27 protein-coding genes, 1 pseudogene and 2 riboswitches are annotated in these 25,843 nt (G+C 71.3%); of the genes and pseudogenes, 11 read left to right on the top strand and 17 right to left on the bottom strand.

Features of this window, described 5'->3' with window-relative positions; genetic code table 11:
• Positions 1-94: 94 nt before the first annotated feature.
• The 7 genes from AW270_RS07340 to AW270_RS07370 form a co-directional block, all read right to left on the bottom strand.
• A complete protein-coding gene (locus AW270_RS07340; protein WP_061292010.1) occupies positions 95-523 on the bottom strand; it encodes an OsmC family protein in 429 nt (142 codons plus the stop codon).
• A 47-nt stretch (positions 524-570) separates the two neighbouring features.
• Positions 571-1,341 (bottom strand): ABC transporter ATP-binding protein, encoded by a 771-nt coding sequence (locus AW270_RS07345; RefSeq protein ID WP_061292419.1) that lies wholly within the window; start codon positions 1,339-1,341, stop codon positions 571-573.
• Complete coding sequence (locus AW270_RS07350) at positions 1,338-2,165, bottom strand: ABC transporter permease (RefSeq protein WP_082801371.1); 828 nt, start codon at positions 2,163-2,165, stop codon at positions 1,338-1,340. Before AW270_RS07350 ends, AW270_RS07345 begins: the two co-directional genes overlap by 4 nt.
• Positions 2,166-2,168: 3 nt before the next feature.
• Entirely contained in the window at positions 2,169-2,462 is a 294-nt protein-coding gene (locus AW270_RS07355; RefSeq protein WP_061292013.1) for a hypothetical protein, read from the bottom strand.
• Entirely contained in the window at positions 2,459-3,424 is a 966-nt protein-coding gene (locus AW270_RS07360; RefSeq protein ID WP_061292015.1) for an ABC transporter substrate-binding protein, read from the bottom strand. The genes AW270_RS07355 and AW270_RS07360 overlap by 4 nt, the downstream gene beginning before the upstream one ends.
• Entirely contained in the window at positions 3,424-4,545 is a 1,122-nt protein-coding gene (locus AW270_RS07365) for an agmatinase family protein (RefSeq protein WP_218009117.1), read from the bottom strand. The genes AW270_RS07360 and AW270_RS07365 overlap by 1 nt, the downstream gene beginning before the upstream one ends.
• A gap of 52 nt (positions 4,546-4,597) precedes the next feature.
• A riboswitch (guanidine-I (ykkC/yxkD leader) is annotated at positions 4,598-4,694 on the bottom strand.
• A gap of 74 nt (positions 4,695-4,768) precedes the next feature.
• A complete protein-coding gene (locus AW270_RS07370; protein ID WP_061292421.1) occupies positions 4,769-6,367 on the bottom strand; it encodes an isovaleryl-CoA dehydrogenase in 1,599 nt (532 codons plus the stop codon).
• Between the two features lie 63 nt (positions 6,368-6,430).
• On the opposite strand from AW270_RS07370, the gene AW270_RS07375 reads away from it, so the two are divergent.
• Positions 6,431-6,961: a sigma-70 family RNA polymerase sigma factor gene (locus AW270_RS07375; protein WP_061292019.1), complete on the top strand. Its 531-nt coding sequence runs from the start codon at positions 6,431-6,433 to the stop codon at positions 6,959-6,961.
• Here AW270_RS07375 and AW270_RS07380 read toward each other — a convergent pair.
• Positions 6,958-8,337 (bottom strand): ankyrin repeat domain-containing protein, encoded by a 1,380-nt coding sequence (locus AW270_RS07380; RefSeq protein WP_169807269.1) that lies wholly within the window; start codon positions 8,335-8,337, stop codon positions 6,958-6,960. The two genes, AW270_RS07375 and AW270_RS07380, sit on opposite strands and share 4 nt — an antisense overlap.
• A 118-nt stretch (positions 8,338-8,455) precedes the next feature.
• On the opposite strand from AW270_RS07380, the gene AW270_RS07385 reads away from it, so the two are divergent.
• The 3 genes from AW270_RS07385 (at position 8,456) to AW270_RS07395 (ending at position 10,489) form a co-directional block, all read left to right on the top strand.
• A complete protein-coding gene (locus AW270_RS07385; protein WP_082801400.1) occupies positions 8,456-9,244 on the top strand; it encodes a DUF1707 SHOCT-like domain-containing protein in 789 nt (262 codons plus the stop codon).
• A gap of 73 nt (positions 9,245-9,317) precedes the next feature.
• Complete coding sequence (locus tag AW270_RS07390; RefSeq protein WP_061292021.1) at positions 9,318-9,806, top strand: SigE family RNA polymerase sigma factor; 489 nt, start codon at positions 9,318-9,320, stop codon at positions 9,804-9,806.
• Positions 9,803-10,489 carry a hypothetical protein gene (locus AW270_RS07395; RefSeq protein ID WP_061292024.1) on the top strand — a complete coding sequence of 229 codons (687 nt, stop codon included), beginning with the start codon at positions 9,803-9,805 and terminating at the stop codon, positions 10,487-10,489. The genes AW270_RS07390 and AW270_RS07395 overlap by 4 nt, the downstream gene beginning before the upstream one ends.
• Here the strand turns inward: AW270_RS07395 and AW270_RS07400 are convergent.
• From AW270_RS07400 to AW270_RS42090, 5 genes are all read right to left on the bottom strand, one after another.
• Positions 10,451-11,176, bottom strand: a complete 726-nt coding sequence (locus AW270_RS07400; protein WP_245674601.1) for a sirohydrochlorin chelatase — start codon at positions 11,174-11,176, stop codon at positions 10,451-10,453. The two genes, AW270_RS07395 and AW270_RS07400, sit on opposite strands and share 39 nt — an antisense overlap.
• Positions 11,173-11,901, bottom strand: coding sequence for a phosphoadenylyl-sulfate reductase (locus tag AW270_RS07405; protein WP_061292030.1), 729 nt, complete (start codon positions 11,899-11,901; stop codon positions 11,173-11,175). Before AW270_RS07405 ends, AW270_RS07400 begins: the two co-directional genes overlap by 4 nt.
• Before the next feature lie 20 nt (positions 11,902-11,921).
• Positions 11,922-12,074 carry an Insertion element protein gene (locus tag AW270_RS37555; RefSeq protein ID WP_082801373.1) on the bottom strand — a complete coding sequence of 51 codons (153 nt, stop codon included), beginning with the start codon at positions 12,072-12,074 and terminating at the stop codon, positions 11,922-11,924.
• Between the two features lie 175 nt (positions 12,075-12,249).
• The gene (locus tag AW270_RS07410; RefSeq protein ID WP_061292032.1) at positions 12,250-13,932 is read right to left on the bottom strand and encodes a nitrite/sulfite reductase; all 1,683 of its coding nucleotides are present in this window, start codon (positions 13,930-13,932) and stop codon (positions 12,250-12,252) included.
• 119 nt (positions 13,933-14,051) lie between these two features.
• Positions 14,052-14,348, bottom strand: coding sequence for a putative leader peptide (locus tag AW270_RS42090; protein WP_369408978.1), 297 nt, complete (start codon positions 14,346-14,348; stop codon positions 14,052-14,054).
• On the opposite strand from AW270_RS42090, the gene AW270_RS07415 reads away from it, so the two are divergent.
• Together AW270_RS07415 and glyA are read left to right on the top strand one after the other, a co-directional pair.
• Positions 14,257-15,225: a YihY/virulence factor BrkB family protein gene (locus AW270_RS07415; protein WP_157521749.1), complete on the top strand. Its 969-nt coding sequence runs from the start codon at positions 14,257-14,259 to the stop codon at positions 15,223-15,225. The two genes, AW270_RS42090 and AW270_RS07415, sit on opposite strands and share 92 nt — an antisense overlap.
• Before the next feature lie 2 nt (positions 15,226-15,227).
• A riboswitch (ZMP/ZTP riboswitch) is annotated at positions 15,228-15,309 on the top strand.
• 27 nt (positions 15,310-15,336) lie between these two features.
• Positions 15,337-16,602, top strand: a complete 1,266-nt coding sequence (glyA, locus tag AW270_RS07420; protein WP_061292036.1) for a serine hydroxymethyltransferase — start codon at positions 15,337-15,339, stop codon at positions 16,600-16,602.
• A gap of 38 nt (positions 16,603-16,640) precedes the next feature.
• On the opposite strand, the gene AW270_RS07425 is transcribed toward glyA, so the two are convergent.
• Positions 16,641-17,768: an epoxide hydrolase family protein gene (locus AW270_RS07425; protein WP_061292039.1), complete on the bottom strand. Its 1,128-nt coding sequence runs from the start codon at positions 17,766-17,768 to the stop codon at positions 16,641-16,643.
• A gap of 63 nt (positions 17,769-17,831) precedes the next feature.
• On the opposite strand from AW270_RS07425, the pseudogene AW270_RS07430 reads away from it, so the two are divergent.
• From AW270_RS07430 to cydB, 5 genes and pseudogenes are all read left to right on the top strand, one after another.
• Positions 17,832-18,524, top strand: a pseudogene (locus AW270_RS07430) (helix-turn-helix transcriptional regulator); the annotation flags it as partial.
• A gap of 210 nt (positions 18,525-18,734) precedes the next feature.
• On the top strand, positions 18,735-19,820 hold the full coding sequence (gene rsgA, locus AW270_RS07435) for a ribosome small subunit-dependent GTPase A (RefSeq protein WP_061292043.1): 1,086 nt from the start codon (positions 18,735-18,737) through the stop codon (positions 19,818-19,820).
• A 22-nt stretch (positions 19,821-19,842) separates the two neighbouring features.
• Positions 19,843-20,469, top strand: coding sequence for a phosphoribosyltransferase (locus tag AW270_RS07440; protein WP_061292046.1), 627 nt, complete (start codon positions 19,843-19,845; stop codon positions 20,467-20,469).
• A gap of 24 nt (positions 20,470-20,493) precedes the next feature.
• On the top strand, positions 20,494-21,867 hold the full coding sequence (locus tag AW270_RS07445) for a cytochrome ubiquinol oxidase subunit I (protein WP_061292050.1): 1,374 nt from the start codon (positions 20,494-20,496) through the stop codon (positions 21,865-21,867).
• Positions 21,868-21,876: 9 nt separating this feature from the next.
• Positions 21,877-22,878, top strand: coding sequence for a cytochrome d ubiquinol oxidase subunit II (gene cydB, locus AW270_RS07450; protein WP_061292053.1), 1,002 nt, complete (start codon positions 21,877-21,879; stop codon positions 22,876-22,878).
• Positions 22,879-22,918: 40 nt separating this feature from the next.
• Here cydB and AW270_RS07455 read toward each other — a convergent pair whose 3' ends face one another.
• From AW270_RS07455 to AW270_RS07465, 3 genes are all read right to left on the bottom strand, one after another.
• Positions 22,919-23,233, bottom strand: coding sequence for a WhiB family transcriptional regulator (locus AW270_RS07455; RefSeq protein ID WP_081898622.1), 315 nt, complete (start codon positions 23,231-23,233; stop codon positions 22,919-22,921).
• A gap of 117 nt (positions 23,234-23,350) precedes the next feature.
• Positions 23,351-24,289 (bottom strand): ferredoxin family protein, encoded by a 939-nt coding sequence (locus tag AW270_RS07460; RefSeq protein ID WP_245674602.1) that lies wholly within the window; start codon positions 24,287-24,289, stop codon positions 23,351-23,353.
• Positions 24,290-24,332: 43 nt separating this feature from the next.
• Complete coding sequence (locus AW270_RS07465) at positions 24,333-25,832, bottom strand: glycerol-3-phosphate dehydrogenase/oxidase (protein ID WP_061292056.1); 1,500 nt, start codon at positions 25,830-25,832, stop codon at positions 24,333-24,335.
• Positions 25,833-25,843 lie beyond the last annotated feature (11 nt).

Genomic DNA, 25,843 nt, shown 5'->3' on the forward strand with positions numbered 1-25,843 from the left:
GGCGGGGGCCGGGGCGGGCGGAGCCGTAACGGAGAAGGCCTGAAAAAGGGGAACGGCCCCTGCCTTGTGGGCGGGGGCCGTCACCAGCGGGCTCTTAGCTGAGGAGCTCGGCGTTCAGGGTGATCTCGGTGCCGGTGAGGGCCTTGCTGACCGGGCAGTTGGCCTTGGCGTTCTCGGCGGCGGCCTGGAACTCCTCGGCGGTGAGGCCGGGGACCTGCGCCTTGACCGACAGGACGATGCCGGTGATGCCCTGGCCGGGCTGGAAGGTCACGTCGGCCTTGGTCTCGACGGACTGCGGCGGGGTGCCGGCCTGGGCGAGGCCGTGCGACAGCGCCATCGAGAAGCAGGACGAGTGGGCAGCCGCGATGAGCTCCTCGGGGCTGGTCTTGCCGTTGGCCGCCTCGGCGCGCGACGGCCAGTTGACGTCGAACGTGCCGACGCCGGACGAGTCCAGCGACACGGTGCCGGAGCCGTCGAGGAGCGCGCCCTTCCACTGGGTCGTCGCGGTACGAGTGGTCGCCATAGCGATATCCCTTCGATAACGGTGATGCCACCGACGAACATAACGCCTCAGGCCCGCGCGCCCGCCAGGTGGGCACGGTGTTCGCGGCGCACCAGGTCCTCGACCTGCGCCCGGAGGGTGAGGAATTCGGCGGTTCGCTTCACCTCGAGCCCGGTTCCGGGCAGCTCGACCCGCAGGTCGCGGGCCACCCGGCCGGGGTCGCTCGCCAGCACCAGCACCCGCCGCCCCAGGAAGACGGCCTCCTCGACGTCGTGGGTGACCATGACGACGGTGGTGCCGAGGTCCTGCCAGACCTGGCGGATGAACAGTTGCATGTCCTCTTTCGTCTGGACGTCCAGCGCCCCGAACGGCTCGTCGAGGAGCAGGACCTTGGGGGAGCGGGCCAGCGCCCGCGCGATCGAGACCCGCTGCTGCTGGCCGCCGGAGAGGCTGCCGGGCAGCTTGTGCGCGTGCTCGGTCAGCCCGACCTCCTCCAGGAGCCACTCGACCCGCTCCTTGCGCGCCTGGCGGGAGAAACCCCGCGTCTCCAGGCCGAAGGCGACGTTCTGGGCGACCGTCCGCCACGGGTAGAGCGAGGGCGACTGGAAGGCCATCCCACGGTCGGGGCCGGGCCCCTCGATCGTCTGGCCGTCGAGGGTGATCCGGCCTCTCGTGGCCCGGACCAGCCCCGCGACCAGCGACAGCAGGGTCGACTTCCCCGATCCGCTGGCCCCGACGACGGTGACGAACTCCCCGGCGGGGACCTCCAGGTCGATCCGCTCCAGGACCGGCCTGTCCTTCTGGTACTCCATCGACACGTTCTCGAAGCGCAGGCTCACACCGACCACCTGCCGACGCGGGCCCGCAGGATCCTGAGGGTGATGTCGATGGTCAGGCCGATGAGGCCGATCACGATGAGGATGGCGAAGATCCGGTCGGTCTGGAGGAACCGCTGGGCCCGGGTGATCCGGTAGCCGAGGCCGGAGGTCGCCGCGATCAGCTCGGCCACGACGACGAGGTTCCAGGCCACGGCGGCGTTGACCCGCAGGGCGTCCAGGATGCCGGGAAGGGAGTAGGGGAACACGACCCGCGCGGCCACCCGCGCCCGCCCGGCCCCGAGCGTGGCCGACACGTCGAGCAGCCTGCGCGGGACCTGCCGGACGACGTCGGCGGTCATCAGCGTGTTGAAGAACACCACGCCGATGACCAGCAGCGCGATCTTGGACGTCTCCCCGATGCCGAGCCAGATGATCAGCAGCGGGATGAACGCCGAGGCCGGGAGGTACCGCAGGATCCCGATGATCGGCTCGCAGAGCGGCTGCGCCCACCCGACGGTCCCCATCAGGAACCCGAGCGGGACGGAGATCAGGATCGCCAGCCCGAGCCCGGCCCCGATACGGCCGAGGCTGGCCAGCAGGTCGCCCTGCAGGTCGCCGCTGGCGGCCATCTCCGTGAACGCCGCCCACACCTCGGGCGGCGCGGGCAGGAACCGGTCGGAGACCAGCCCCGAGACGCTCAGCAGCCACCACCCGGCGAACGGCACCGCGACCGAGGCGGTCCGCAGGATCCAGGCGGTCCGCCGGGACACCTCGGTCTTGAGCAGCCTGACCCGGGGGGCGGGCGTCGCGGCCTTCTCCACCGGGGGAGACTCCACGCTCACCATGGCTCAGTCACCCCGGTGCGGCGGTGAGAACGGGCCGTCCCCGGCCGCCTCGACCTGCCAGGTCCCGTCGGCGACCGCCACGACCACCCGCCGGCCCGCGTTGGCCACCGGGCCGGCCGGAAGCGCTTCGGCGAACTCGTGGACGACCGCCGGGACCTCGGCCAGGGCATCGGCCAGGGCGGCGATCCGGCTGCGGTCCCCGCCCGCGAGAGTCGTCCCGCCGGTGGGCGCGTCGGTCTCCTGGGGGCGGCGGGCGGGTGAGGCGATGCGGACGCGGTGGCGGTTGGCGAGGGTCATGGCTGGACGGCCTCCACGAACTTGGGCTCGAACAGGCCCTCCAGCGGCGGCGCCGCGTCCACGAGCCCGGTCGAGACGAGGAATTCGGAAATGAGCTTGGCCTGCCCCTCGAGTTCGCCCGTGAACGCGGCGCGGTTCTGGTCGAGGGTGAAGATCGTGGTGCCCTTGTCGTAGGTCTCGTACTCGGCGGGCGTGACGCCGCCGCGCTTGGCCATGATGTCCACGGCCGCCGGGCGGTTCGCCTGGATCCACTCGATCGTGTCGAACCACGTGTCGACCAGGCCCTGGACCGCCTTCTCGTCCTTGGCCAGCAGGTCCCGGGTCACCACGAGGTGGTCGGGGATCGCGCCGGGGAAGTCGGCCGAGGTCGCGACGGCCGTGCTGCCCTGGCGTTCCAGGGCGGTGGAGGTGAAGGGGGCGAACGCGCCGACCGCGTCGACCTGGCCCGCCACGAAGGCGGCGGCGGCCGCGTCGGTGAGCATCGGGGTGAACTTCACGTCGGCCTCGGTGAGGCCCGCCTTCTTCAGGGCGAGCAGCAGCAGGTAGTGGTCGACGGTGCCCTGTTCGGCGGCGACCGTCTTCCCGCGCAGGTCGGCGAGGGTCTTGATCTCGGGCGCGGCGATGATCTGGTCGTTGCCGGTCGAGTTGTCGTTGACCAGGACGATGCTCTGCTTCGCGCCGCCCGCCACCGACGCCAGGGTGTCGTTGAGCGTCTGGCTGTTGGCGTCGATCGTGCCGGTCGCCAGGGCGTTCAGGGAGTCGGTGTAGCTGTCGAAGTACTTCAGCTCGACCGACACGCCGTTCTTCTCGAACAGGCCCTGTTCCTGGGCGACCTGCCAGGGGAACCAGCCCGGCCAGGCGCTGAAGCCCAGGGTGATCTTCGGGGCGGCGGCGGGGGACTCGGCCGGAGCGGCGCCGCAGGCCGTACAGACCAAAAGGATCACGAGCAGGCGACGGAACATCACGCCGCTCCCTTCTTCTTGGGGAGGTGACCCGCGCGGACCAGGCACCCGAGGGTGTCGCAGATCACGCGGGTGGCGATGAGGGAGGTGATGTCGGCGTTGTCGTAGGGCGGCGCGCACTCGACCACCTCGATGCCGGCCAGCGGCCGGGCGTCGGCGATGAGCTGGATGAACTTCAGCACCTCGCGCGGCAGGAACCCGCCGGGCTCGGGCCAGCCGGTGCCGGGCACGAACGCGGCGTCCAGGCAGTCGACGTCGAAGGAGAGCCAGACCGCCTCGGCGCCGTCCCAGGCCACTTCCAGGGCGCGCTCGGCGGCGGCCTCGATGCCCATCTCCACGCAGTCGGTGACGGTCATGATCGTGGTGCCGCGCTCGCGGCCGACCTTCACTCCCGGTCTCGGCGCCTGCCAGCCCCCGATCCCGATCTGCACGAGGTTCTTGGGCGGCACGTTCGGCAGATCCGTGGCGTGGAACCAGGGCGTGGTGTGCATCCGCTCGTCGAGGTCGGTCTCCTGGGTGTCGACGTGGCGGTCGAAGTGGATGATCCCGATGTTCCCGGCATGGTGCTCGGCCACCGCCCGCACGGTCGGATAGCCGATCGAGTGGTCCCCGCCCAGCACGACCGGGAACGCCCCCGACGCGTAGACGTGGGAGACGCCCTTGGAGATCTGGTCGAAGGTCTTCTCGATGTTGGCCGGGATGGTGAAGATGTCGCCCAGGTCGCAGATCGTGATGGATTCCCGCAGGTCGACGCCGAGCTCGAAGCTGTAGGGGCCGTAGAGGGCGCTGATCTTGCGGATGCCCTGCGGGCCGAACCTGGTGCCTGACCGGTAGGTGGTCCCGCCGTCGAACGGCGCCCCGATCACCGCCACGTCGTAGTTGCCGCAGAGGCGGACGTCCTCCACGTACGGGGCCTTGAGGAAGGTGTTGATCCCGGCGAAGTGCGGCAGCTCGCCGCGGGAGAAGGTGGGGATGGTCCGGTCGACGATCGAGTCGGCGCCCTGGAGGCCGAGCTCCAGGCCCCGGGCGATCTCGCGCTCGTGCATCGTGGTGGGCAGCGCGGCCTCGCGCTCCACGGCCGAACGGGCCTCGGGGCCGTAGTTGTTGTGGAGGTGTCCCACGGGCACTCCTTATTCGGGAAAAGCCTCAGGTCGAGAGGCAGCCGTCGTGACTGTCTCCCGGGCTTTTCCCCCGCCGTGGAACGGCCTGGCGGCCGCCTGCACCTCTCGGACCAGCCTCCCGGGGGAGCGGAACCCTAGGTGCGCCTCACCCTCCGGGTGAGTCCCCTTCATGAGAGCGCCGGTCGATTTCCTCCGTGTTTCCGGCGAGTAGCGGTCGGGTGACTCAGACCCGGTCGAGGATCGCGTCGAGGTCCCGGCCGGGCCCCAGCGCGCCGTAGGCGCGGCCCGAGCCGCCCAGCCGGGAGGCGCAGAACGCGTCGGCGACGCCGGAGGGGGCGAACCTGATCAGCAGCGACGCCTGGAGGACCAGCGCCATCTCCTCGGCCAGCCGCCGGGCGTCGGCCTCGGTGGCGTGCGCGAGCGTCTTGCGGACCCGGCTGACGGCCTCCGACACCCGGGGGTCGGCGGCCAGCTCGACCTCGGCGAAGAACGCCTCCCCGGCCTCGGCGTCGCGGGTGAGCGCCCGCATCAGGTCGAGCGCCGCGACGTTCCCCGACCCCTCCCAGATCCCGTTCAGCGGCGACTCGCGGAACAGCCGGGGCATCCCCGACTCCTCGACGTAGCCGTTGCCGCCCAGGCATTCGAGCGCCTCGGCGGCGTGGCCGGCGGCGCGCTTGCAGACCCAGTACTTCCCGGCCGCCAGCGCGATCCGGCGGAACAGCCCCTCCTGCGCCCGCCCGGCCAGGGCCCGGTCGGTCGCCCCGGCCAGCCGCATCATCAGCACGGTGGCCGCCTCGGACTCCAGCGCGAGGTCGGCCAGCACGTTGCGCATGAGCGGCTGGTCGATCAGCGGCCTGCCGAAGGCCGAGCGGTGCCGGGCGTGGTGGACGGCCTGGGTCAGCCCCAGCCGCATCCCGGCCGCCGATCCGATCACGCAGTCGAGCCTGGTCATGTTGACCATCTCGATGATCGTCCGGACCCCGCGCCCCTCCTCGCCGACGAGGAAGGCCACCGCGTTGTCGTACTCGACCTCGGCCGAGGCGTTCGACCGGTTGCCGAGCTTGTCCTTGAGCCGCATCAGCCGCAGGGCGTTGCGGGAGCCGTCGGGCAGGACGCGGGGCAGCAGGAAGCAGGACAGCCCGCCCGGCGCCTGCGCGAGCACCAGGAACACGTCGCACATCGGGGCCGAGTTGAACCACTTGTGACCGTTGAGGAGATAGGTCCCGTCGCCGAGCGGCTCGGCGGTGGTCGCGTTCGCCCGCACGTCGCTGCCGCCCTGCTTCTCGGTCATGGCCATCCCGGCGAGCACCCCGCGCTTGTCGGCAAGGGGCCGCAGCCCCGGGTCGTAGGTCCGGGAGGCCAGCGCCGGTTCCCACTCGGCCGCCAGCGCCGGGGCGTGCCGCAGCGCGGCGACGGCGGCGTAGGTCATCGAGATCGGGCAGCCGTGCCCCGCCTCGACCTGGGACCACACGTAGAACTTGGCCGCCCGCGCCACGTGGGCGCCCGGCCGGGCCATCGTCCAGGGCGCGGCGTGCAGGCCGTGCTCGACGGCGACCGTCATCAGCTCGTGCCACGCCGGGTGGAACTCCACCTCGTCGATCCGGTGGCCGTAGCGGTCGTGCGTCCGCAGGACCGGCGGGTGCTCGTTGGCCAGCCGCCCCCACTCCTGCGCCTTCGGCGTCCCGGCCAGCACGCCGAGCTGCCGCAGCTCGCCCTCCGCCCAGTCGGCCCCCTCCCGCACCAGCGCCGCCGCCAGGGCCGGGTCGGCCGCCACGTCGTGACCGGACAGAGCCGGCACCTGGTTCATCACTTCATGGCTCATGCCCTCCATCTGACCATCCTTCGCGAACAATGCGATGCTCGGGTCGACGAGTGGGAGGCGCGCGTGGACGACCACCTGTTCCACCGCCGGGTCGTGAGCGGCGACGAGTCCGCTCTGGGGGAGCTGTACGACTGCTTCTCCGCCCTGCTCCACGGTCTGGCGCTGCGGGTGACCCGCGACCGGGTCGCGGCCGAGGACATCACCCAGGAGGTCTTCGCGACATATTGGGAACGCCCCCTTGGTTTCGACCCCGGCCGGGGCAGCCTGCGGACGTGGCTGGCCACCATCGCCCACCGCCGCGCCGTCGACCACGTGCGGTCGGAGGAGCGGCGCCGGGTCGGCGCGCTGGGCCCTCGGCTGTTCGAGCGCCCCGCCGACCTGGAGGAGGGCGTGGTCGCCGCCGACGAGATCGTCCGCGTGCGGGAGGCGGTCCGCGCCCTGCCCGACGGGCTGCGCCAGGTGATCGAGCTCGCCTACTACGGAGGCCGGACCTACCGCGAGGTGGCGGTGGAGATCGGCGTGCCGGAGGGAACCGCCAAATCCCGCCTCCGGCTGGCCCTGCGACGGCTGGCCGACGCGCTGTCGGGTCCCTAGAGGTCCAGCCCCAGCGTCCCCGCCGCCTGGAGCACGAGGTCCCGGGCGTACACGTCGTCGCTCTCGCACAGCACCCGGTGCACGCCCCGGACCGCCCGGTCGTCGCCCCGGATCGCCAGCCCCCGCGTCGCCTCGGCCGCCGTGGTCAGGTCGCAGTCGGTCAGGCGGTCGGCCAGGGCGGCGCGGATCTCGCCGTTGTCCTCGTCGAGGGCGGCCAGGCCGAACGTCGCGTAGTCCCGCACCTCGGGCGAGCGGTCCCGCGACAGCGCGATGAGAGCCGCTAGGCCGTCGCCGTCCCCGCCCGGCAGCACCGCCGCCAGCGCGACGGGGTCCCGCACGGTGTGGACCCGCCCGGGGCGGTCGATCAGCGCCAGCACGTCGGGCAGCACCCGGGGGTCGCCCTGCTGGCCCAGCGCCCGCAGGATCGAGTCGATCACCCGGGGGTCCTCCTCCCGCCCGGCCAGGTCGCGCAGGACCGGGAGCGTCCGGTCGAGGTAGGGGCGGGTCCCGGCGGTGAAGCCGAACTGGGACAGGACGTCCACGCCGAAGTCGCGCTCCATCGGGTCGGGCCGGTCGACGAGCGCGACGGCCGCGGCGAAGGTGTCGTCGTCGGCGCGGCGCTGGATGGCGTGGACCGCGGCCCACCAGGTCTCGCCGTCCTCGTCGACGTCGCGGTAGGGCACCGCCCGGCGCATCAGCTCCTCCACGGGCGGCCGTTCGCCGAGCGCGTCCTCCAGGAGGGTCGCGATGGCGGCGTGTCCCCGCTGGGAGACCTCGTCGCCCTCGGGGGAGGGCCGCGACGCCACGGTGGTGCCGTCGGCGGCGCGGGAGACGACGACCTCGGGTCCGGCGGTCATCTCCGCGAGGTCGGCGGCGGCGAGGGTGCGGGCGATCTCCAGGGCCTCGGGCAGGGGGGTGGCGCCGTGCTCCAGCAGCGTCCAGACCACTCCGTAGGCGCCGAAGCGGGCGGCGGCGATGAGAGGGGACTCCAGGTCGGGGTCGGCGCCGAAGTCGAGCAGCAGGTCGGCGGCGGCCAGGTGGCCGAGCGTCGCGGCCCACATCAGGGGGGTCCAGCCCGCGCACTCGGGCAGGTCGGGGTCGGCTCCGGCGTCGAGCAGGGCGCGCAGCGCCTCCTCGTGGTCCCAGCAGGCGGCCGCGCAGAGCGGCAGGCCCTCGTCCTCGCCGTGGGAGGCCAGGTTCGGGTCGGCGCCGTGCTCCAGCAGCAGCGTCACCATCGCGGCGTTGCCCTTCTGGGCCGCCCGGTAGAGCGGGAGGGTGCCCCGGCCCCGGTTGAGGTCGGGGGCGCGCCGCAGCGCGTCGCGGGCGCGGTCCAGGTCGTCGTGCGCCACGGCGAGCATCAGCTCACTGATCGTCACTCCTCCAGAGTACCTTTCGGGCGAAATGTCGGAAATGCTGGAGGTATCGCCAGGGGGAGGGAGGAATCGTCCCCAGGGAGGATCGAGCAGGAGCTCCTGGGGCGTTATGTTCGTGGGCATGACCGAACCAGCCGGCATGCGCGCGTCCGACAGCGAGCGCGAGGCCGTCGTCGAGCGCCTGCGAATCGCCTCCACCGAGGGCCGGCTGACTCTCGCGGAACTGACCGACCGCACCGAGGCCGCCTACCTCGCCCAGACCCAGGGCGAACTCGCCCAGATCACCGCCGACCTGCCCGGCGGCGCCCCCATCCCCGCCTACGCCCCTTCCCCCGCCAAGCCGATGGGCAAGGCCCGGCAGTGGTTCGTGGCCGTGATGGGCGACACCAAGCGCAAGGGCAAGTGGCGGATCGAGAGCGAGATCGGCGCGGTCGCCGTCATGGGCGACGTGACCATCGACCTGCGCGAGGCCGAGGTCCGGTCGAACGAGATCGACATCGTGGCGACCTGCGTGATGGGCGACATCAAGATCATCGTGCCCGACGGGGTCGACGTGCAGCTCAGCGGGGTCACGATCATGGGTGACAAGAAGGTCCGCGTGGTCGAGGCGCCGCCCGGCCAGCACGCCCCGGTGGTCCGGGTCCGCGGCTACGTCGTCATGGGCGACATCAAGGTCATCGGTGACTCCCACGCCGCCCCCATCAAGCGCAACATGGCCGCCTGGACCGACTGGTGGCTCAGCCGCCGCGGCCTCGGCCACCACGCGGTGCACCGGGCCGTCAACCAGGCCGTCAACGAGTCGGTCCGCGACGCCAACCGCCTGGTGAACGAGTCGGTCCGCGAGGCCCTCAGGGACGCCAGGACGGCCCGTCGGCACGGCACGCGCCGGCGGCGCGACGACGACTACTGACCGGTGCAACAGATCCGGGGGGCCGGGGCGTAGTCGTCGGTGACATGAATTCTCCGACGGTGAGGACCCCGACATGCGCGACCGGGCCGACTTCGAGCGGTACGTCGGGCAGCGGTCGGCCCGGCTGCTGCGCATGGCCTACCTGTTATGCCGCGACTGGGCCACGGCCGAGGACCTGACGCAGACCGCGCTGGCCAAGGCCTGGCTGGCCTGGCGGCGGGTGGGTGACAACCCCGACGCGTACGTCTACCGCATCCTCGTCAACACCCACAACACCTGGTGGCGCCGCATGTGGCGGCGCGAGGTGCCCACCGACTCGCTGCCCGACCTGTCCGACCCCGCCGTCGTGGACTCCCTCGACGAACGGGACGAGCTGCGGGCGGCGCTCGACGGCCTGCCGCCCAAGATGCGGGCGGTGCTGGTGCTGCGGTACTTCGAGGACCTCTCCGACGCCGAGATCGCCGTGATCCTCGGCTGCGCGGAGGGCACCGTACGGAGCCAGGCCAGTCGCGCCCTGGCGAAGCTGCGCGTCGACCCCGCCATGGACTGGAGCAGGCGATGATCCGCGACCTCTTCGAGGAAGACACCCTCAACGCGCCCGTGCACAGGATCTCCCTGCGGGAGATCGACCGCCGGGCCACGCGCATCCGGCGGCGCCGCACCGCGTGGGGCGCCGCGGCCCTGGCCGCCGCCGTGGCGGTCGCCGGGTTCGTCACGCTGCCCGGCGCGACGGCCCTCGCCCCCGACGCCACCATGGCCCAGCCCGTGATCCCGACGCCCGGGTCGACCGTCTACATGCTGGCCGAACGGTCGGTGGCCACGCCCGGCACCCTCGACGACATGCACTACCCGGCGGGCCAGGGCCCGGTGCAGATCTTCGTGCAGTGCCCGGGATTCCAGGCCCACGCCGGGGTGTGGGTCAACGACGAACTGGTCACCCAGGGCTCCTGCGGCCCGATCACCGAACTGCGCTGGAACGACAAGAACGACCCCGACCGGCCCAGCGACGAGGACGGCTCGGTCAAGGTGCGGGTCCGCGCCTTCCCCTACACCGAGGGCGGCACGCTCACCGAGGCCGACCTGCTGGAGCGGGCGGAGCAGGCGAAGGACTACCGGATGGGCGTCATCGCGCAGATCTACCGCTATCCCGGGCTGTTCGTCCCGGCGCCTGCCGACTGCGCGCAGCCGCTCGTGGTCGAACGCCCCTCAGGCTCCGAGACGCTCCAGCCGGTCAACTGTGAGTGAGCTCGCCGCGTCGTAGCGGTCGAGCACGATCCGGACCAGCTCCGGCGCGGGCCCCAGGCTGTCGGCCACCAGGTCGGCGCCGGCCGCCAGGGACTCCCGGGCCACCTTGTCGGCGAAGTGGCCCGGCGCCAGCAGGTAGGGCGCGACCACGATCCGGCGCGCGCCGGACCGCCGCAGCATCGCCACCGCCTCGGCCGGACGGGGGCCCGAAGCACTGGCGAACGCCGTCGTGACCGCCCGCCACGACCGCGAGCGGGCCCAGTCGCGGGCCACCCGCCGGACCGTCGCGTTGGCGGTCGGGTCGCTCGACCCGGCCGACACCAGCACGACCGCCGTCCCGGGATCGCCGATCACGGCCCCGGCCTCGGCCAGCCGGCGCTCCAGGGCGGCCGTCAGCAGCGGGTCGGGCCCCAGCGTGGGGCTGACCTCCACCCGGGTGCGGAGACCGGCCAGGGCGCCCGGGATGTCGACCTTGCTGTGGTAGGCGGCCGTCAGCAGCAGCGGCACCACCACCGCCCGGTCGAGCGGGGCCAGGGCGGTGGTCAGGGCCGGTCTCACGTGGTCGAGGTAGCTGACCCGGACGTCGAGACCGGGACGCGCCAGGCGTACCCGATGGAGCAGGGCCTCGGCCACGGCGGCGGCGCGCGGGTCACGGGACCCGTGCGCGACCGCCACGAGAGGCGTCAAAGGTGGATACCGCACTCGACCTTGCCCAGCCCGGCCCAGCGGCCCGACCGCGCGTCCTCGCCCTCGGCGACCTGGCGGGTGCAGGGGGAGCAGCCGATCGAAGGGTAGTTGTCGTAGTGGAGCGGGTTGATCAGGACGCCGTTGTCGGCGATGTAGTTGTCGACGTCCTCCTGGGTCCACCGCGCGATCGGGTTGACCTTGACCATCTGGCGCTTGGCGTCCCACTCGACGACCTTGGTGCCGGTGCGGGACGGCGACTCGTCACGGCGGATGCCGGAGATCCACGCCAGGTAGGGCTCCAGCGCCCGGTTCAGCGGCTCGACCTTGCGCAGGAAGCAGCACAGGTCGGGGTTGCGGCCGAACAGGCGCGGACCGAGGTCGCGGTCCTGCTCGGCGACGGTGCGCGACGGGGTGATGTTGATCAGGTTGACGTCGTAGACCGCCTCGACGGCGTCCCGCGTGCCGATCGTCTCGGCGAAGTGGTAGCCCGTGTCGATGAACAGCACGTCGACGCCCGGCTTGACCCGGCTGACCAGGTCGATCAGCAGGGCATCCGACATCGAGGACGTGAGACACAGGCGGTCGCCGAAGGTCGCCGCCGCCCACCGGATGATCTCTCGGGCGGGGGCGTCCTCAAGGAACTCGGCCGCCGACTCGACGATGCTCTGGAGGTCGAGCACGCCGCGCCGGCGCTCAAGATCGGCCTCAATGTCCACCAGGGTCATCACGCTCTCCTCACGGGGGGTCACGATCGAACGCCTATCCCCAGGAACTTCACCCGGAAGGCCCGGGCGCAGCTCCGGCAGTACCAGCCGTAGGGCTCCTCTTCGGAGACATACGGTTCAAGATCTTCATCACCGCAGTACGGGCAGTAGTACGGCGCCGCGCGTTCACTCATGAGCTCAGCTCCGCACGCCCCTGCGAAGCCTGATCACGGTGCCCGGCCACAGCGCGAAAGCCGCGCCGGTGTCTGGACTGAGGAGCGCCGGGAGCGCAGCGACCAGAGCGACGAGGGAAGACACCGGATCCCAGCGGCTTTCGCACGCCGTGCGGAGCACGGCCATAGACAGGGCTCATTTGAGGTCCGCCTCGTCCGCGCGCTGGACCCATGTGGCGAAGGTCTCGTCGTCGTGGCGCTGCTTGGCGAAGTTGGAGGCGACCCGCTCGACGTAGTCGGGCAGGTCCTCGGCGGTGGTCTTGAGGCCGCGGACCTTGCGGCCGAAGCCCGGGGTCGCGCCCAGGGAGCCGCCCAGGTGGATCTGGAAGCCCTCGACCTGCTCGCCCGCCTCGTTGACGACGAGCTGACCCTTGAGGCCGATGTCGGCGACCTGGATGCGCGCGCACGAGTTCGGGCAGCCGTTCACGTTGATCGTGAGGGGGTGCTCGAAGTCGGGGAGGCGGTTCTCCAGCTCGTGGATGAGCGTCGTCGCGGTCGCCTTGGTCTCGACGATCGCCAGCTTGCAGTATTCGATGCCGGTGCAGGCCATCGTCTGGCGGCGGAACGTCGAGGGGCGCACCTTCAGGCCGATCGCGTCGAGCCCCTCGACCAGCGACTCGACCCGCTCCTCGGGCACGTCGAGGATGACCATCTTCTGCTCGACCGTCATCGCGACCCGGCCGGACCCGTGGGCCTCGGCGAGGTCGGCGACCTTGTGCAGGGTGTCGCCGTCGACCCGGCCGACCTTGGGCGCGAAGCCGACGTAGAACTTGCCGTCCTTCTGCCTGCGGACGCCCACGTGGTCGCGGCGCGTCTCGTCGGCCAGCGCGGGGGCGGGGCCGTCGGGCAGGGCGTAGCCGAGGTACTCGTCCTGGAGGATCTGCCGGAACTTCTCCGCGCCCCAGTCGTTGACCAAGAACTTGATGCGGGCCCGGTGGCGCAGCCGCCGGTAGCCGTAGTCGCGGAAGATGCCGATCACGCCGCCGTAGACGTCGCCGACCTGGTCGGGCCGGACGAACGCGCCGAGCCGCTTGCCGATCATCGGGTTGGTCGACAGCCCGCCGCCCACCCAGACGTCGAACCCGGCCTCGCCGGCCTCGTTGACCACGCCCACGAACGCCACGTCGTTGATCTCGTGGACGGTGCAGTGGGCCGAGCAGCCGCTGATGGCCGACTTGAACTTGCGGGGCAGGTTCGAGAACGCCTTGTCGCCGATGAACCGGTCGTAGACCTCGCGGATCTGCTCGCGGCCGTCGATGACCTCGTCGGCGTCGATGCCGGCCAGCGGGCAGCCGAGGATCACGCGCGGGGTGTCGCCACAGGCCTCGGTCGTGGACAGGCCGACCGCCTCGAGCCGCTCCCAGATCTCCGGGACCGACTCGATCTCGACCCAGTGCAGCTGGACGTTCTGCCGGTCGGTGATGTCGGCGGTGCCGCGGCCGAAATCATTCGAAATATCGGCGATGACGCGGAGCTGGCGCAGGTCGAGCTGGCCGCCGTCGATGCGGATCCGGAGCATGAAGTAGCTGTCGTCGAGCTCCTCGGGCTCCAGGATCGCCGTCTTGCCGCCGTCGATCCCGGGCTTGCGCTGGGTGTAGAGGCCGTACCAGCGCATGCGTCCGCGCAGGTCGGCGGGGTCGATCGAGTCGAAGCCGCGCTTGGAGTAGACGTCGATGATCCGCTGACGGACGTTGAGCCCGTCGTCGTTCTTCTTGTTCTCCTCGTTCTTGTTCAGGGGCTCGCGATAGCCGAGAGCCCACTGACCTTCGCCACGCGGGCGTCTGTGGTGGCGGTTCGCCGGGCGGGCCGGGGTGCTCATGCGGGACCTTTCCAGTGGTCATCGCGCGCGTCAGGCTTTTCCTCCCGCCTCGGCTCTGAGTGCGGGGGCATAAGAAAAGACGCCTGTCACGCGCCCTTAACAGAAAGAAGGGGCGGCGATCAACGGGCGTCGATACAGATGGCGCTGCGGACGCGCTGAAGGTCGACGTGACGGCGCACGACGAGCATCGGGTCCACTGGCATGTCCGTAACAATACCTCGCGGGTAGTTGATGTCCAAGTTTGCGTCCAGAGTGTGGGACGCCCGATGAGACACCCGATGAGACACACGGAGAGCCACCGGAGGTCCCGTAATGTTAACGGCGATGACCTCCGCCAACGCACCCCGGCGCCGGGCGCGTCGCCACTGGTTCGGGCACCACTCCCGGGCCGGCATGGCGCGCGCCCGGATAGGCATGGAGCGCTTCGCCGGAACCGGCACCTGGGCGCTGGTCAAGGCCACCACCATGGCGGGGGTCAACTACCGGGTCACCGGCCTGGCGGGCGAGGCGGCGTTCTTCGCGCTGCTGTCGCTGCCGCCGTTCGTGCTCGGCCTGCTGGGCGTCCTCGGTCACCTCTCCGGTTTGCTCGGCCCCGACACCATCGCCAGCATCAAGACGTCGGTGATCGAACACGCCGACCTGCTGTTCACGCCCGACGCCGTCCAGCGGGTGGTCGAGCCGCTGATCGACAACGTCTTCAACGGCGGCGAGGTCTCGCTGATCTCGGTGGGCTTCCTGCTCTCGCTGTGGTCGGGGTCCCGCGCCCTGTTCGTCTACGTCGACCTGATCTCCATCGCCTACGGCCTGGGCGAGACCCGCGGCATCATCCGCACCCGGATCTTCAGCTTCGGCCTCTATCTGGCCGCCCTGCTGATCGGCCTGGTCGTGATGCCGATCCTGGTCGTCGGGCCGACCCTGCTGGCGACCGCGCTGCCGGGCTACGAGCCGCTCATCTCGATCTTCTACTGGCCGGTCGTGGTGGCGGGGTCGGTGCTGATGCTCACGCTGCTCTACCACGTGAGCGTGCCGACCCGGACGAAATGGTGGCGCGAGGTGCCCGGCGCGCTGCTGGCGCTGCTGATCTGGATCATCTGCGCGGCCGTGCTGCGCGAGGTGCTGGCCGCCTGGTTCGACCCGCTGTCGATCTACGGCTCGCTCGCCGCGCCGATCGCGGTGCTGCTCTGGCTCTACATCACGGCCCTGGCGGTGCTCATCGGGGCCACCCTCAACGCCGAGATCGACCGGCTGTGGCCGCTGCCGGGCAACGCCCGCTCCCACGCCGAGAGCCGATAAGGTGGGTTTCTCGCTACTGGCGCTATGAGGTGGGGCACCACCGGGGAGCGGAAACCGCGTCGGCCGTGCGCCTGGGTCGACGCAGTCGTCGAGTTCCGAGGAAGGCGCTCAATGTCTGAGAACACGCTCAACTCCGTCGACCCCGAGATCGCCGAGCTGATCACGGCCGAAGAACGCCGCCAGATCGACACGATCAAGCTCATCGCCTCGGAGAACTACGTCTCCAAGGCGGTCCTCCAGGCGACCGGCACCGTCCTCACCAACAAGTACTCCGAGGGCTACCCCGGCAAGCGCTACTACGAGGGCCAGCAGGTCATCGACCAGATCGAGACCCTGGCGATCGAGCGGGCCAAGTCGCTGTTCGGCGTCAACCACGCCAACGTCCAGCCCTACTCCGGCTCGCCCGCCAACCTCGCGGTCTACCTGGCGTTCGCCCAGCCCGGCGACACCGTCATGGGCATGGGCCTGCCGTTCGGCGGCCACCTGACCCACGGCTGGTCGGTCAGCGCCACCGGCAAGTGGTTCAACCCGGTCCGCTACGGCGTCCGCCGCGACACCGGCATGGTCGACATGGACGAGGTCCGCGAGATCGCCCTCAAGGAGCGCCCGAAGCTGATCTTCTGCGGCGGCACCGCCATCCCCCGCACGATCGACTTCCCGGCCTTCGCCGCGATCGCCAAGGAGGTCGGCGCGGTCCTGGCGGCCGACATCGCCCACATCGCGGGCCTGGTCGCCGGCGGCGCCCACCCCACGCCGGTCGGCCACGCCGACGTGATCTCGACCACGACCCACAAGACCCTGCGCGGGCCGCGTGGCGCGATGCTCATGGCCACCTCCGATGAGCACGCCACCGCCCTCAACAAGGCCGTCTTCCCGGGCCTGCAGGGCGGCCCCCACAACCACACCACCGCCGCCATCGCGGTGGCGCTGCGCGAGGCCGCCACCGACGACTTCAAGGACTACGCGCGCCAGATCGTCGTCAACAGCCGGGCCCTGGCCGAGGAGCTGCTCGGCCGGGGCTTCGACCTGGTCTCGGGCGGCACCGACAACCACCTGATCCTGATGGACCTGACGCCCAAGGGCGTCGGCGGCAAGCCGGCCGCCCAGGCCCTCGACAAGGCCGGGCTGGAGACCAACTACAACTCGGTGCCGTTCGACACCCGCAAGCCGTTCGACCCGTCGGGCATCCGCATCGGCACCGCCGGCGTCACCAGCCGGGGCATGGGCGTCGCCGAGATGCGCCAGATCGGCGCCTGGATCGACCAGGTCGTCTCGGCCCTGGCCAAGGGTGAAGACGAGGCCAAGCACACCATCGTCCGCGTCCACGCCGAGGTCCGCGAGCTGACCACCCACTTCCCGGCCCCCGGCCTCAGCTAGGAGCTACCTCCCGACCCCGCCTCCGCCGGGACGCGGGGTCAGGACAGGCCCTTGAAGAAGGCGCGGATGTCGCCCGCGAGCAGCTCGGGCACCTCCATCGCCGGGAAGTGGCCGCCTTCGGTGAACTCGCTCCAGTGGCCGATCGCCTTCCACGGGTCCACCGCGCGGCGCATGAGCGGGTGGGTGTCGAACACCGCCCACCCCGATGGCACCCCCGCGCCCATGACCAGGTCGAGCTCCGAGTGCTCCGCCTCCCAGTAGAACTGCGCGCTCGACTCCCCGCTGCGGGTGAACCAGTAGAGGCTGATGTTCGTGAGGAGCTGGTCGCGGTCGACCGACTCCTCCGGCGTCCGGTAGCCGCCGTCTCCCGTCCTGGTCCGGAACTTCTCGGCGATCCACGCGAGCAGGCCGACCGGTGAGTCGGTGAGCGCCGCGCCGATCGTGTCGGGACGGTGGTCCTGCATCAGGAGATACCCGCGGTCGGCGGCGTCCTCGGCGCGCACCGCGTCGATCTGGGCGATCTCGTCGTCGGACAGGCCCTCGGGGAAGGGGAACTTCTCGCCGAGCAGCCCGAGCAGCCGGGGGTCGGCGCCGATGTGCGTGCCGATGACCCGCTCCGGGTAGCGGGCCGCGAGGCGGCCGGTGGTGCCCGAGCCGACGTCGGTGCCGTGGGCCCCGAACCTCTCGTAGCCGAGACGCGTCATGATCTCGGCGTAGGCGTCCGTCGTCCGCGCCAGCTCCCAGCCGGTCCCCGACAGCGGGGTGGAGAACCCGAAGCCGGGCAGCGACGGGATGATCACATGGAAGTCGCCGGTCAGCAGCGGGACGAGCCGCTGGTAGTCGACGAACGAGCCCGGCCAGCCGTGGTTCAGCATCAGCGGCACGGCCTGCGGGTTCGCCGACCGCACGTGGACGACGTGGAACCTCTGGCCGTCGACGACCGTGGTGAGCTGGTCGTACTCGTTGAGCCTGGCCTCCTGCGCCCGCCAGTCGAATCCGTCGCGCCAGTATTCGGCGAGCTCGTCCAGGTAGGCCTGCGGGATGCCGCGGCTGAAGTCGGTGCGGTCGTCGCGGCCCGGCACGGGGAACGGCCGGCGCGTGCGGGCCAGCCGGTCGCGCAGGTCGTCGAGGTCGGACTGGGGGATGTCGATGCGGAACGGTGTCATGACATGGACGCTTCCAGGCAATGCGGCAGATCAGCTTCCGCGATCGCTGGAATGATCGAAGACATGTTGGAGACGTCGGTCCGCCTGCTCGAACTGCTGTCCCTGCTCCAGCTCAAGCGCGACTGGACGAGCTCCGAGCTCGCCGCCCGCCTCGGCGTGAGCACCCGGACGGTGCGGGCCGACATCGCCAGGCTGAGGTCGATCGGCTACCCCGTGGACGCGCGCCCCGGCGTCGCGGGCGGATACCGGCTGGCCGCCGGGACGGCGATGCCCCCGCTGCTGCTCGACGACGACGAGGCCGTCGCCGTCGCGGTCGGGCTGGGCGTGGTCGCCACCCAGCGGCTCGGGATCGAGGAGACCTCGCTCACCGCGCTCGCGAAACTGGAGCAGGTCCTTCCCGCGCGCCTGCGCCGGCGCGTCGAGGCGGTACGCGAGGCGACGAGCGTCGTCCCGGTGGCCGGGCGGGGGCTCGAGCCCTCGGTCCTCGGCGCGGTCGCCGCCGCGGTCCGCGGCCACGAGCGGCTCCGGTTCGGATACACCAAGCCCGGGGGAGTCCCGGGGGCCCGCCACGCCGAACCGCACCGGCTGGTGAGCTGGGGGACGCTCTGGTACCTGCTCGCCTGGGACCTCGACCGCGACGACTGGCGGATCTTCCGCGTCGACCGCATGGTCGCGCACGTGCCGACGGGCGCGCGGTTCCGGCCGCGCGCGATCCCGGGGGGCGACGCCGTCGAGTACGTCGTCAGCCGCGTCAGCGAGGTGGGCGGCGCGTCGTCGGCGTGAAAAAGGCGTTGCGGGGTCTTTCCGCCGCCGCGTAAGGTTCAGCGCAGCCGGATCGACCGGTCCTTTTCCTTCAGGGAGGTGGCGACACATGCGGGTCTTTCTCCTGAGCCTGCCGTCCATCCATCTCCGGGCCGCCCGCTGACGCACGCGGGGCCTGTTTCATCCTGAAGGGTTCCACCCAAAGTGTTCTTCGATCTTTCTCTTCTCGGCTGGGACGACACGCGCTCGCTCCCCGTGGACACGATCCCCGGCCGGGTCTCCCAGGTGCACCGCGGCGCGGCCGAGGTCATCACCGAACAGGGCCAGTTCCAGGTCCACTACGGCGCCCGGGTGCGCCGTGAGTCCGCCGCCGACCCGACCCGGCTGCCCTGCGTGGGCGACTGGGTGGCGCTGCGGCTGCTCGCCGAGGGCCGCCACGAGCTCGACGAGGTGCTGCCCCGCGCCACCGCGTTCGTCCGGGGCGGGGTGTCCCGCGACTCGCGCGGCGGCCTGTCCGGCGACGGGCAGGGCCAGGTGCTGGCCGCCAACGTCGACATCGTGTTCGTCGCCGAACCGGCCATGCACGCCTCCGACTTCGCCGACCTCGGCCGGATCGAGCGGCTGACCGCGCTGGCCTGGGAGAGCGGCGGCACCCCGGTCGTCGTGATCACCAAGGCCGACCTGTTCGACCAGGGCCTCGACGACCTGCTGAAGGACGTCAGGACCGCCGCCCCGGGCGTCGACGTGCACGCCGTGTCGTCGTTCACCGGCGACGGGGTCGACGTCGTCCGCTCCTACCTGGAGGGCTCCCGGACCGCCGTGATCCTGGGCGCCTCCGGCGCGGGCAAGTCGAGCCTGGTCAACGCCCTGGCGGGCGGCCAGGTCATGGAGACCCAGCAGGTCAGGGCCGGTGACGGCCGGGGCCGCCACACCACCGTGCACCGGGAGCTGATCCCGCTGCCCGGCGGCGGCATCGTCATCGACACCCCCGGCATCCGCCGGGTCGGCCTGTACGACATCTCCGACGGCGTCGACCGGGTCTTCTCGGAGATCGAGGACCTGGCCGGGCAGTGCCGCTTCGGCGACTGCTCCCACGAGGCCGAGCCGGGGTGCGCGGTCATGGCGGCGCTGGAGAGCGGCGAGCTGCCCGAGCGGCGGCTGGAGAGCTGGCGCAAACTCCAGCGCGAGGCGGCCTGGATGGCCCGGCGCAGCGACGCCCGGCTCCAGGCCGAGGAGACCCGGAAGTGGAAAATCATCCACAAGGGCATGCGGGGCCGCAGCCGTCCCTGATCGTCCGGGTACACCCCACAGGGTGTACTCCTTTCCGGATCGCTCGACCGCCGGCGCTCTCCTCGCGGAGGCGCTGGCGGACGTGCCCGCCGACATCGTGCTCGCCCTGCCGCGCGGCGGGGTGGCCGTGGGCGCCGTGGTCGCCAGGGCGCTCGGGGTGCCCCTCGACGTCCTGGTGACCCGCAAGCTGGGCCACCCGATGCAGCCCGAGCTGGGCCTGGGCGCCATCGCCGAGGGCGGCGACCCGGTCTACGACCACACGATGCTGCGCCGCACCGGCATCCGCGAGCGCGACCTCGCCGACGTCGTGGCGGCCGAACGCGCCGAGCTGGCGCGGCGGGTGGCGGCGTACCGGGGCGAGAAGGCCCTTCCCGACCTGGGCGGACGCGACGTGATCGTGGTCGACGACGGGCTGGCCACCGGCGGCACCGCCCGCGCCGCCCTGCGCGCGGTGCGGGCCCGGAAGCCGCACCACCTCACGCTGGCTGTGCCGGTCGGCGCGGCGGCGGCGGTCAGGATGCTCCAAAGGGAGGCGGACGAGGTCGTCACGGTCGCCGCGCCCGAGGAGTTCGGTTCCGTGGGGAGCTGGTACGAACGGTTCGAGCAGCTCACCGACGACGAAACCCGGGCGTGCCTTCGCTCGGTGTGATCAAGGGTCACTTACGGTGACTGGGTGGACGTTGTGGACCTGGCGCGGTGGCAGTTCGGCATCACCACGCTCTACCACTTCCTTTTCGTCCCTCTCACGATCGGCCTGTCCCTTCTGGTCGCCCTCATGGAGACGGCCTGGGTCCGGACCGGGAAGCTCGTCTATCTGACCGCGACGAGGTTCTGGGGCCGGCTCTTCCTGATCAACTTCGCGCTCGGCCTGGTGACGGGGATCGTCCAGGAGTTCCAGTTCGGGATGTCCTGGAGCACCTACTCGCGGTTCGTCGGCGACGTGTTCGGCGCGCCGCTCGCCATCGAGGCGCTGCTGGCGTTCTTCCTGGAGTCCACCTTCCTCGGGCTGTGGATCTTCGGGTGGGAGCGCCTGAACAAGGTCGTGCACGTGCTGTGCATGTGGGCGGTGGCGGTCGGCAGCGCCGCGTCGGCCTACTTCATCCTGGCGGCCAACTCGTTCATGCAGTGGCCCGTCGGGTTCGTCAACACCGGTGTCCGCGCTGAGATGACCGACTTCGGCGCGGTGCTCACCAACAAGGTCGCGGTGGCCACCTTCCCCCACGTCCTGATGGCGAGCTGGCTGACCGCCGGGGTCGTGATGATGTGCTTCAGCGCCTACCACCTGGAGCGGAGCCGCAACGTCGAGGTGTTCCGGCCGTCGCTGCGGCTGGCGCTGGTGACCACGGTGATCGCGGGCGCGGGCCTGGCCTGGACCGGCGACGCGCTCGCCAAGGTGATGACGCAGACCCAGCCGATGAAGATCGCCGCAGCCGAGGCGCTCTACGAGACGGCCCAGCCCGCGCCGTTCTCGCTGTTCACGATCGGCAACCTGAGCGGCACCGAGCCGCTGTTCTCCGTCGACATCCCCGGTTTGCTGTCGTTCCTGGCCACCGGTGACGTCGACGGGCGCGTCCAGGGCATCGACGACCTTCAGGCCGAATACCGGCAGAAGTACGGACCCGGGGACTACGCGCCCTACGTGCCGATCGCCTACTGGGGCTTCCGGCTGATGATCGGGTTCGGCCTGCTGGCCGCGTTCGTCGCGCTGTGCCTGCTCTGGCTGACCAGGAGAGGCCGGCTGCCCCGCAGGCGGTGGGTGTGGCGGGTGGCCACGTGGTCGGTCGTGCTGCCGTTCCTGGCCAACAGCGCCGGGTGGGTTTTCACCGAGATGGGGCGTCAGCCCTGGATCGTGTTCACCCAGCTCAAGACCGCCGACGCCGTCTCGCCGACCATCGGGCTCGGGCACATCACCGCCTCACTGACCGCTTTCACGCTCCTGTACGGCGCCCTCGCCGTCGTCGAGATCCGGCTGATGTACGTGTTCGGCACCGCCGACCCGCCCAGCGACGAGCCCGAACCCGTCAAAGAACCCGCCCTGGCCTACTGAGGTGACTCCGTGACGCTCAACGACATCTGGTTCGCCGCCATCGCGGTGCTCTTCGTCGGCTACTTCGTGCTGGAGGGCTTCGACTTCGGGGTGGGGGTGCTGCTGGCGTACCTCCCCAAGGACGAGCGGGAGCGCCAGGTGATGGTCGGCACGATCGGGCCCGTGTGGGACGGCAACGAGGTCTGGCTCATCACCGCCGGAGGCGCGCTGTTCGCCGCCTTCCCCGAGTGGTACGCCAGCCTGTTCAGCGGTTTCTACCTGCCGCTGCTGGTCATCCTGCTGGCGCTCATCGTGCGCGGGGTGGCCTTCGAATACCGGGGCAAACACCGCTCGAAGCGGTGGCGGCGCAACTGGGACCGCTGCCTGTTCTGGGGTTCGCTGGTGCCGGCGTTCCTGTGGGGCGTGGTGTTCGGCAACATCGTGCGCGGGGTGGCCCTCGACGAGCGCCACGAGTTCGTCGGCGCGGTCTGGGGGCTGCTGAACCCGTTCGCGCTGCTCGGCGGTCTGACCACGCTCGCCCTGTTCGTCACCCACGGCGCGGTGTTCCTGGCGCTGAAGACGCGGGGGAGGATCCGCCGGAAGGCGAAGGACACGGCCGACCGAGCCGGGGTCATCGCGGCGGTTCTGGTCATCGGGTTCCTGACCTGGACGCAGGTCATGGAAGGTTCATGGGCGAGCATCCTGCTCGCGGCGGGAGCGATCGCCGCCTGGGGGGCCGGGATGGCGGCCAACTTCTTCGGCCGGGAGGGCTGGGCGTTCCTCGGCTCGGCCGCCGCGATCGGTGCGGCGACGGTCAGCCTCTTCGCGGCGCTCTATCCCGATGTGCTGCCGTCGACGGTGAGTTCGGAGAACAGCCTGAACATAGAAAACGCCGCGTCCACGCCGAAGACCTTGCAGATCATGACGTGGGTCGCGGTCGTGTTCCTGCCGCTGGTGCTGCTCTACCAGTCGTGGACCTACTGGGTGTTCCGCCGCCGCATCGGTGTGCGGAACATCCCAGTGGGTCACTGACCAGGGAAAATGTGGCGATTTGCCGGGGAGGGTGGAGATGCTAGGCGACGGCGCTGATGCCGGCGCTCGCGGCGCGACGCATCCGGCGGCGGCGCTCGGAGGCGCGCTCGTCTTCGTTCAGGCCACCCCAGGTGCCGTACTTCTCAGGGCGGGAAAGCGCGTAGTCAAGGCACTCCGCGCGGACCGGGCAACCGGCGCAGATCGCCTTCGCCTTGCGTTCGCGGATGTCACGCTCCGGCTGGCGCTCCCCGTCGGGGCCGAAGAACAGCACGAGGTCCTCTCCCCGGCACGCGGCATCATCCTGCCAACCCCAGCTGGGGCGGGGGCGGGCGAGCTGCCGACGTACCTGAGACATGAGAAACCACCTTTGGTGAGAAGAGGTATTTCAGTGTTTGTGCCGCAATGGACGCTTATGGGTTCCTCTTTTGCAACGCGAGGAGCGTCCGTGGTGTTCCCAGCTTCTTTCGAAGCCTCAGGTCAGCACTGGGGTGAGCTGCGTGAGCTCGGCCAACCTGTAGGTCGTGATCTCTTCGGCGCAGGCGAACCCACACGGTGCCGCGAACACCGAAGGCTCGACCACTACCCGAAAACGGGACGTTCCACCAGGCGCGTTGGTTTGCACAACGCACACGGTGGAGTCACCTTCCGACCGGGAGGATTCCACGGCCACTCCGCCGACCGAGAGCTCGCCCGTGTGTGACCGGACGAAGTGCTCGGCGGCTTGCGATGGCTCAGGGAGACCCGCGCGCCCCCGGAAACGGTCAAGAACGATCTTGCCGTCACGGTAGGCGTTTGCTGCCACGATCGCGGCAGCCTCAGACATGCTGCCGTAGTAAAGCCCGTGTGGCAAGCACACGAGGTTGGCGGCGTATCGATCGCCGCCGACATGTGTGGTTTCCCACACATTCCCGGGCTCTATCCGGGAGAGTGATCTCGCGATCGGGAGACCAAAGCGGGCGCAACACGCGTTGCGCTTGGCGTGCGTGCAGACCAGAAATACCGGCTCACTGACAAGTATGCAGGACTCCGGAAGCGCTCCGTCCACAAGTGCGCCCAGGTCAAGATCGTCTGGGTGATCGAGCCATGCCTCTGCCAGCCAGGGGTCGTTCCCGGTGGAGGAACCGACGAAAACGTGCAGCGCGCGGGGGCCCTGAGTGGTCTCGCGGTCGGGGCGGCGGATGAGCTGCGACCGGACGCCGAGCGCGGTGGCCCGGTCGATCAGCGCGAGCACGCTCTCGGGAAGACGGCATTCGGGCAGGTAGGCGGCCCAGGGGCCGTTGTGCTCGATGAGGAGCCAGCGGCGGGCGCCCACCGTGGCACTGGCGAGCACGGGCGCCTCGCCCGTGTGCATCGCCCCACCGGCGTGGTCGCACCCCTTGCTCATCTGCCCCGATCCGTTCTTCGCGATCATCTCGCGTTAGGTAACCCTAACCTTAGACGATACTGTCAAACGTTCAGGCCTCGAGTGACAGAACGTGGTGTGCCACCTTCAGCGCCGATCGGCGGTCTTCCGCGATCAGCCCGATCCGGGTACGCCGGTCCAGCATGTCGTCTTCGTCCAGGGCTCCTTCGTGGCGCACTGCCCAGACGAGCTCGGCCCATGTCGTGGCGCCACCGGGGATGACCTTCGCGCCCAGCGCCCGGTTCGACTCGATCAGGGCGGCGATGTCCTCGGCCTCCGAGCCGTAGCGCTCGACCAGCCGCCAGGGCGCCCGGACGCCACGCCGCGTGGCGCCGACGAGGGGGAGCCGCGCGGTCGTGCTGCGCCGGGCGTGCGGGCAGGCGGCGTCGACGGCGTCCTCGGCCATCCGCCGGTAGGTGGTGAGCTTGCCGCCGACCACGGTGACCACGCCGTCCTCGCCCCTCAGCACCGCGTGGCGCCGGGACAGGTCGGCGGTGCGGCCGGCGCCCGTGTCCAGCAGCGGGCGCAGCCCCGCGTGGGCCCCGGCGACCTGGTCGCGGGAGACCGGCTCGGCCAGCACGCCGTTGAGCGTGCCGAGCAGGAAGTCCACGTCGGCGTCCGGTACGTCGGCCACGTCGGGCACCGGCCCCTCGACCGGCTCGTCGGTCAGCCCCACCAGGACGTGCCCGTCGCTCTGCGGCAGGACCAGCAGGAACCTGTTCGACTCGCCCGGGATCGGCACATGCATGGCGGCCTTCAGCGGCCCCAGCGTGCCCTCCCTGAGCACCAGGTGGGTGCCGCGCGAGGGCCGCAGCGTGATCTCGGGGGCCAGCCCGGCCGCCCACACGCCGGTGGCGTTGACCACCGCCCTGGCCCTGACCGTGAAGGCGTCGCCGGTCAGCTCGTCGCGCAGCTCCGCGCCGTCACCGGCCAGGCCGAGCGCCCGGCAGCGGGTCAGCACCCGCGCGCCGTGCCCGGCGGCCGTGCGGGCCAGCGCGACCACCAGCCGCGCGTCGTCGACGACCCGGCCGTCGTAGGAGCGCAGCGCGCCCCGCAGCCCGTCGGCGGCCAGCGCCGGGACCAGGTCGAGCGCCCCGGCCGGGTCGAGCCGCGACGGGCCGGGCACGAGCTTCCTCGGGGTGCCGGCCGCCGCCCGCAGCACGTCGCCGAGCCGGTAGCCCGTCATCAGCTTGCGGGCCGTCGCCGCCGTCACCGCCGGAGTGAGCGGCAGCAGGAACGGCTGAGCCTTCACCAGGTGGGGCGCGGTGTGGCGGAGCAGCACGTCGCGTTCGGCCGCGCTCTCCCTGGCCAGCCCGATCTTGCCGGACGCCAGGTAGCGCAGGCCGCCGTGGATGAGTTTCGAGCTCCAGCGGGACGTGCCGAACGCCAGGTCGTGGGCGTCGACCGCGACCACCGACAGCCCGCGCGCGGCGGCGTCGAGCGCCACGCCCGCCCCCGTGGCGCCCAGGCCCACGACGAGGAGGTCGGCGACCTCCCGCCGCGCGGCGTCGAGGTCGTGGGCGCGGCGGGCGGCGTTGAGCGAAGACTCCATGAGGTTCCTTG

This window comes from Herbidospora cretacea (assembly GCF_001570605.1).
Taxonomy (GTDB): domain Bacteria; phylum Actinomycetota; class Actinomycetes; order Streptosporangiales; family Streptosporangiaceae; genus Herbidospora; species Herbidospora cretacea.

Coding starts and splice junctions, on each gene's coding strand:
- AW270_RS07340 (WP_061292010.1), bottom strand. CDS start 523: ATGGCGACCACTCGTACCGCGACGACCCAGTGGAAGGGCGCGCTCCTC.
- AW270_RS07350 (WP_082801371.1), bottom strand. CDS start 2,165: ATGGTGAGCGTGGAGTCTCCCCCGGTGGAGAAGGCCGCGACGCCCGCC.
- AW270_RS07355 (WP_061292013.1), bottom strand. CDS start 2,462: ATGACCCTCGCCAACCGCCACCGCGTCCGCATCGCCTCACCCGCCCGC.
- AW270_RS07360 (WP_061292015.1), bottom strand. CDS start 3,424: ATGTTCCGTCGCCTGCTCGTGATCCTTTTGGTCTGTACGGCCTGCGGC.
- AW270_RS07370 (WP_061292421.1), bottom strand. CDS start 6,367: ATGAGCCATGAAGTGATGAACCAGGTGCCGGCTCTGTCCGGTCACGAC.
- AW270_RS07385 (WP_082801400.1), top strand. CDS start 8,456: ATGACCGAACCAGCCGGCATGCGCGCGTCCGACAGCGAGCGCGAGGCC.
- AW270_RS07390 (WP_061292021.1), top strand. CDS start 9,318: ATGCGCGACCGGGCCGACTTCGAGCGGTACGTCGGGCAGCGGTCGGCC.
- AW270_RS07395 (WP_061292024.1), top strand. CDS start 9,803: ATGATCCGCGACCTCTTCGAGGAAGACACCCTCAACGCGCCCGTGCAC.
- AW270_RS07405 (WP_061292030.1), bottom strand. CDS start 11,901: ATGACCCTGGTGGACATTGAGGCCGATCTTGAGCGCCGGCGCGGCGTG.
- AW270_RS37555 (WP_082801373.1), bottom strand. CDS start 12,074: ATGAGTGAACGCGCGGCGCCGTACTACTGCCCGTACTGCGGTGATGAA.
- AW270_RS07410 (WP_061292032.1), bottom strand. CDS start 13,932: ATGAGCACCCCGGCCCGCCCGGCGAACCGCCACCACAGACGCCCGCGT.
- AW270_RS07415 (WP_157521749.1), top strand. CDS start 14,257: ATGACCTCCGCCAACGCACCCCGGCGCCGGGCGCGTCGCCACTGGTTC.
- AW270_RS42090 (WP_369408978.1), bottom strand. CDS start 14,348: ATGCCTATCCGGGCGCGCGCCATGCCGGCCCGGGAGTGGTGCCCGAAC.
- glyA (WP_061292036.1), top strand. CDS start 15,337: ATGTCTGAGAACACGCTCAACTCCGTCGACCCCGAGATCGCCGAGCTG.
- AW270_RS07425 (WP_061292039.1), bottom strand. CDS start 17,768: ATGACACCGTTCCGCATCGACATCCCCCAGTCCGACCTCGACGACCTG.
- AW270_RS07455 (WP_081898622.1), bottom strand. CDS start 23,233: ATGTCTCAGGTACGTCGGCAGCTCGCCCGCCCCCGCCCCAGCTGGGGT.
- AW270_RS07460 (WP_245674602.1), bottom strand. CDS start 24,289: ATGATCGCGAAGAACGGATCGGGGCAGATGAGCAAGGGGTGCGACCAC.
- AW270_RS07465 (WP_061292056.1), bottom strand. CDS start 25,832: ATGGAGTCTTCGCTCAACGCCGCCCGCCGCGCCCACGACCTCGACGCC.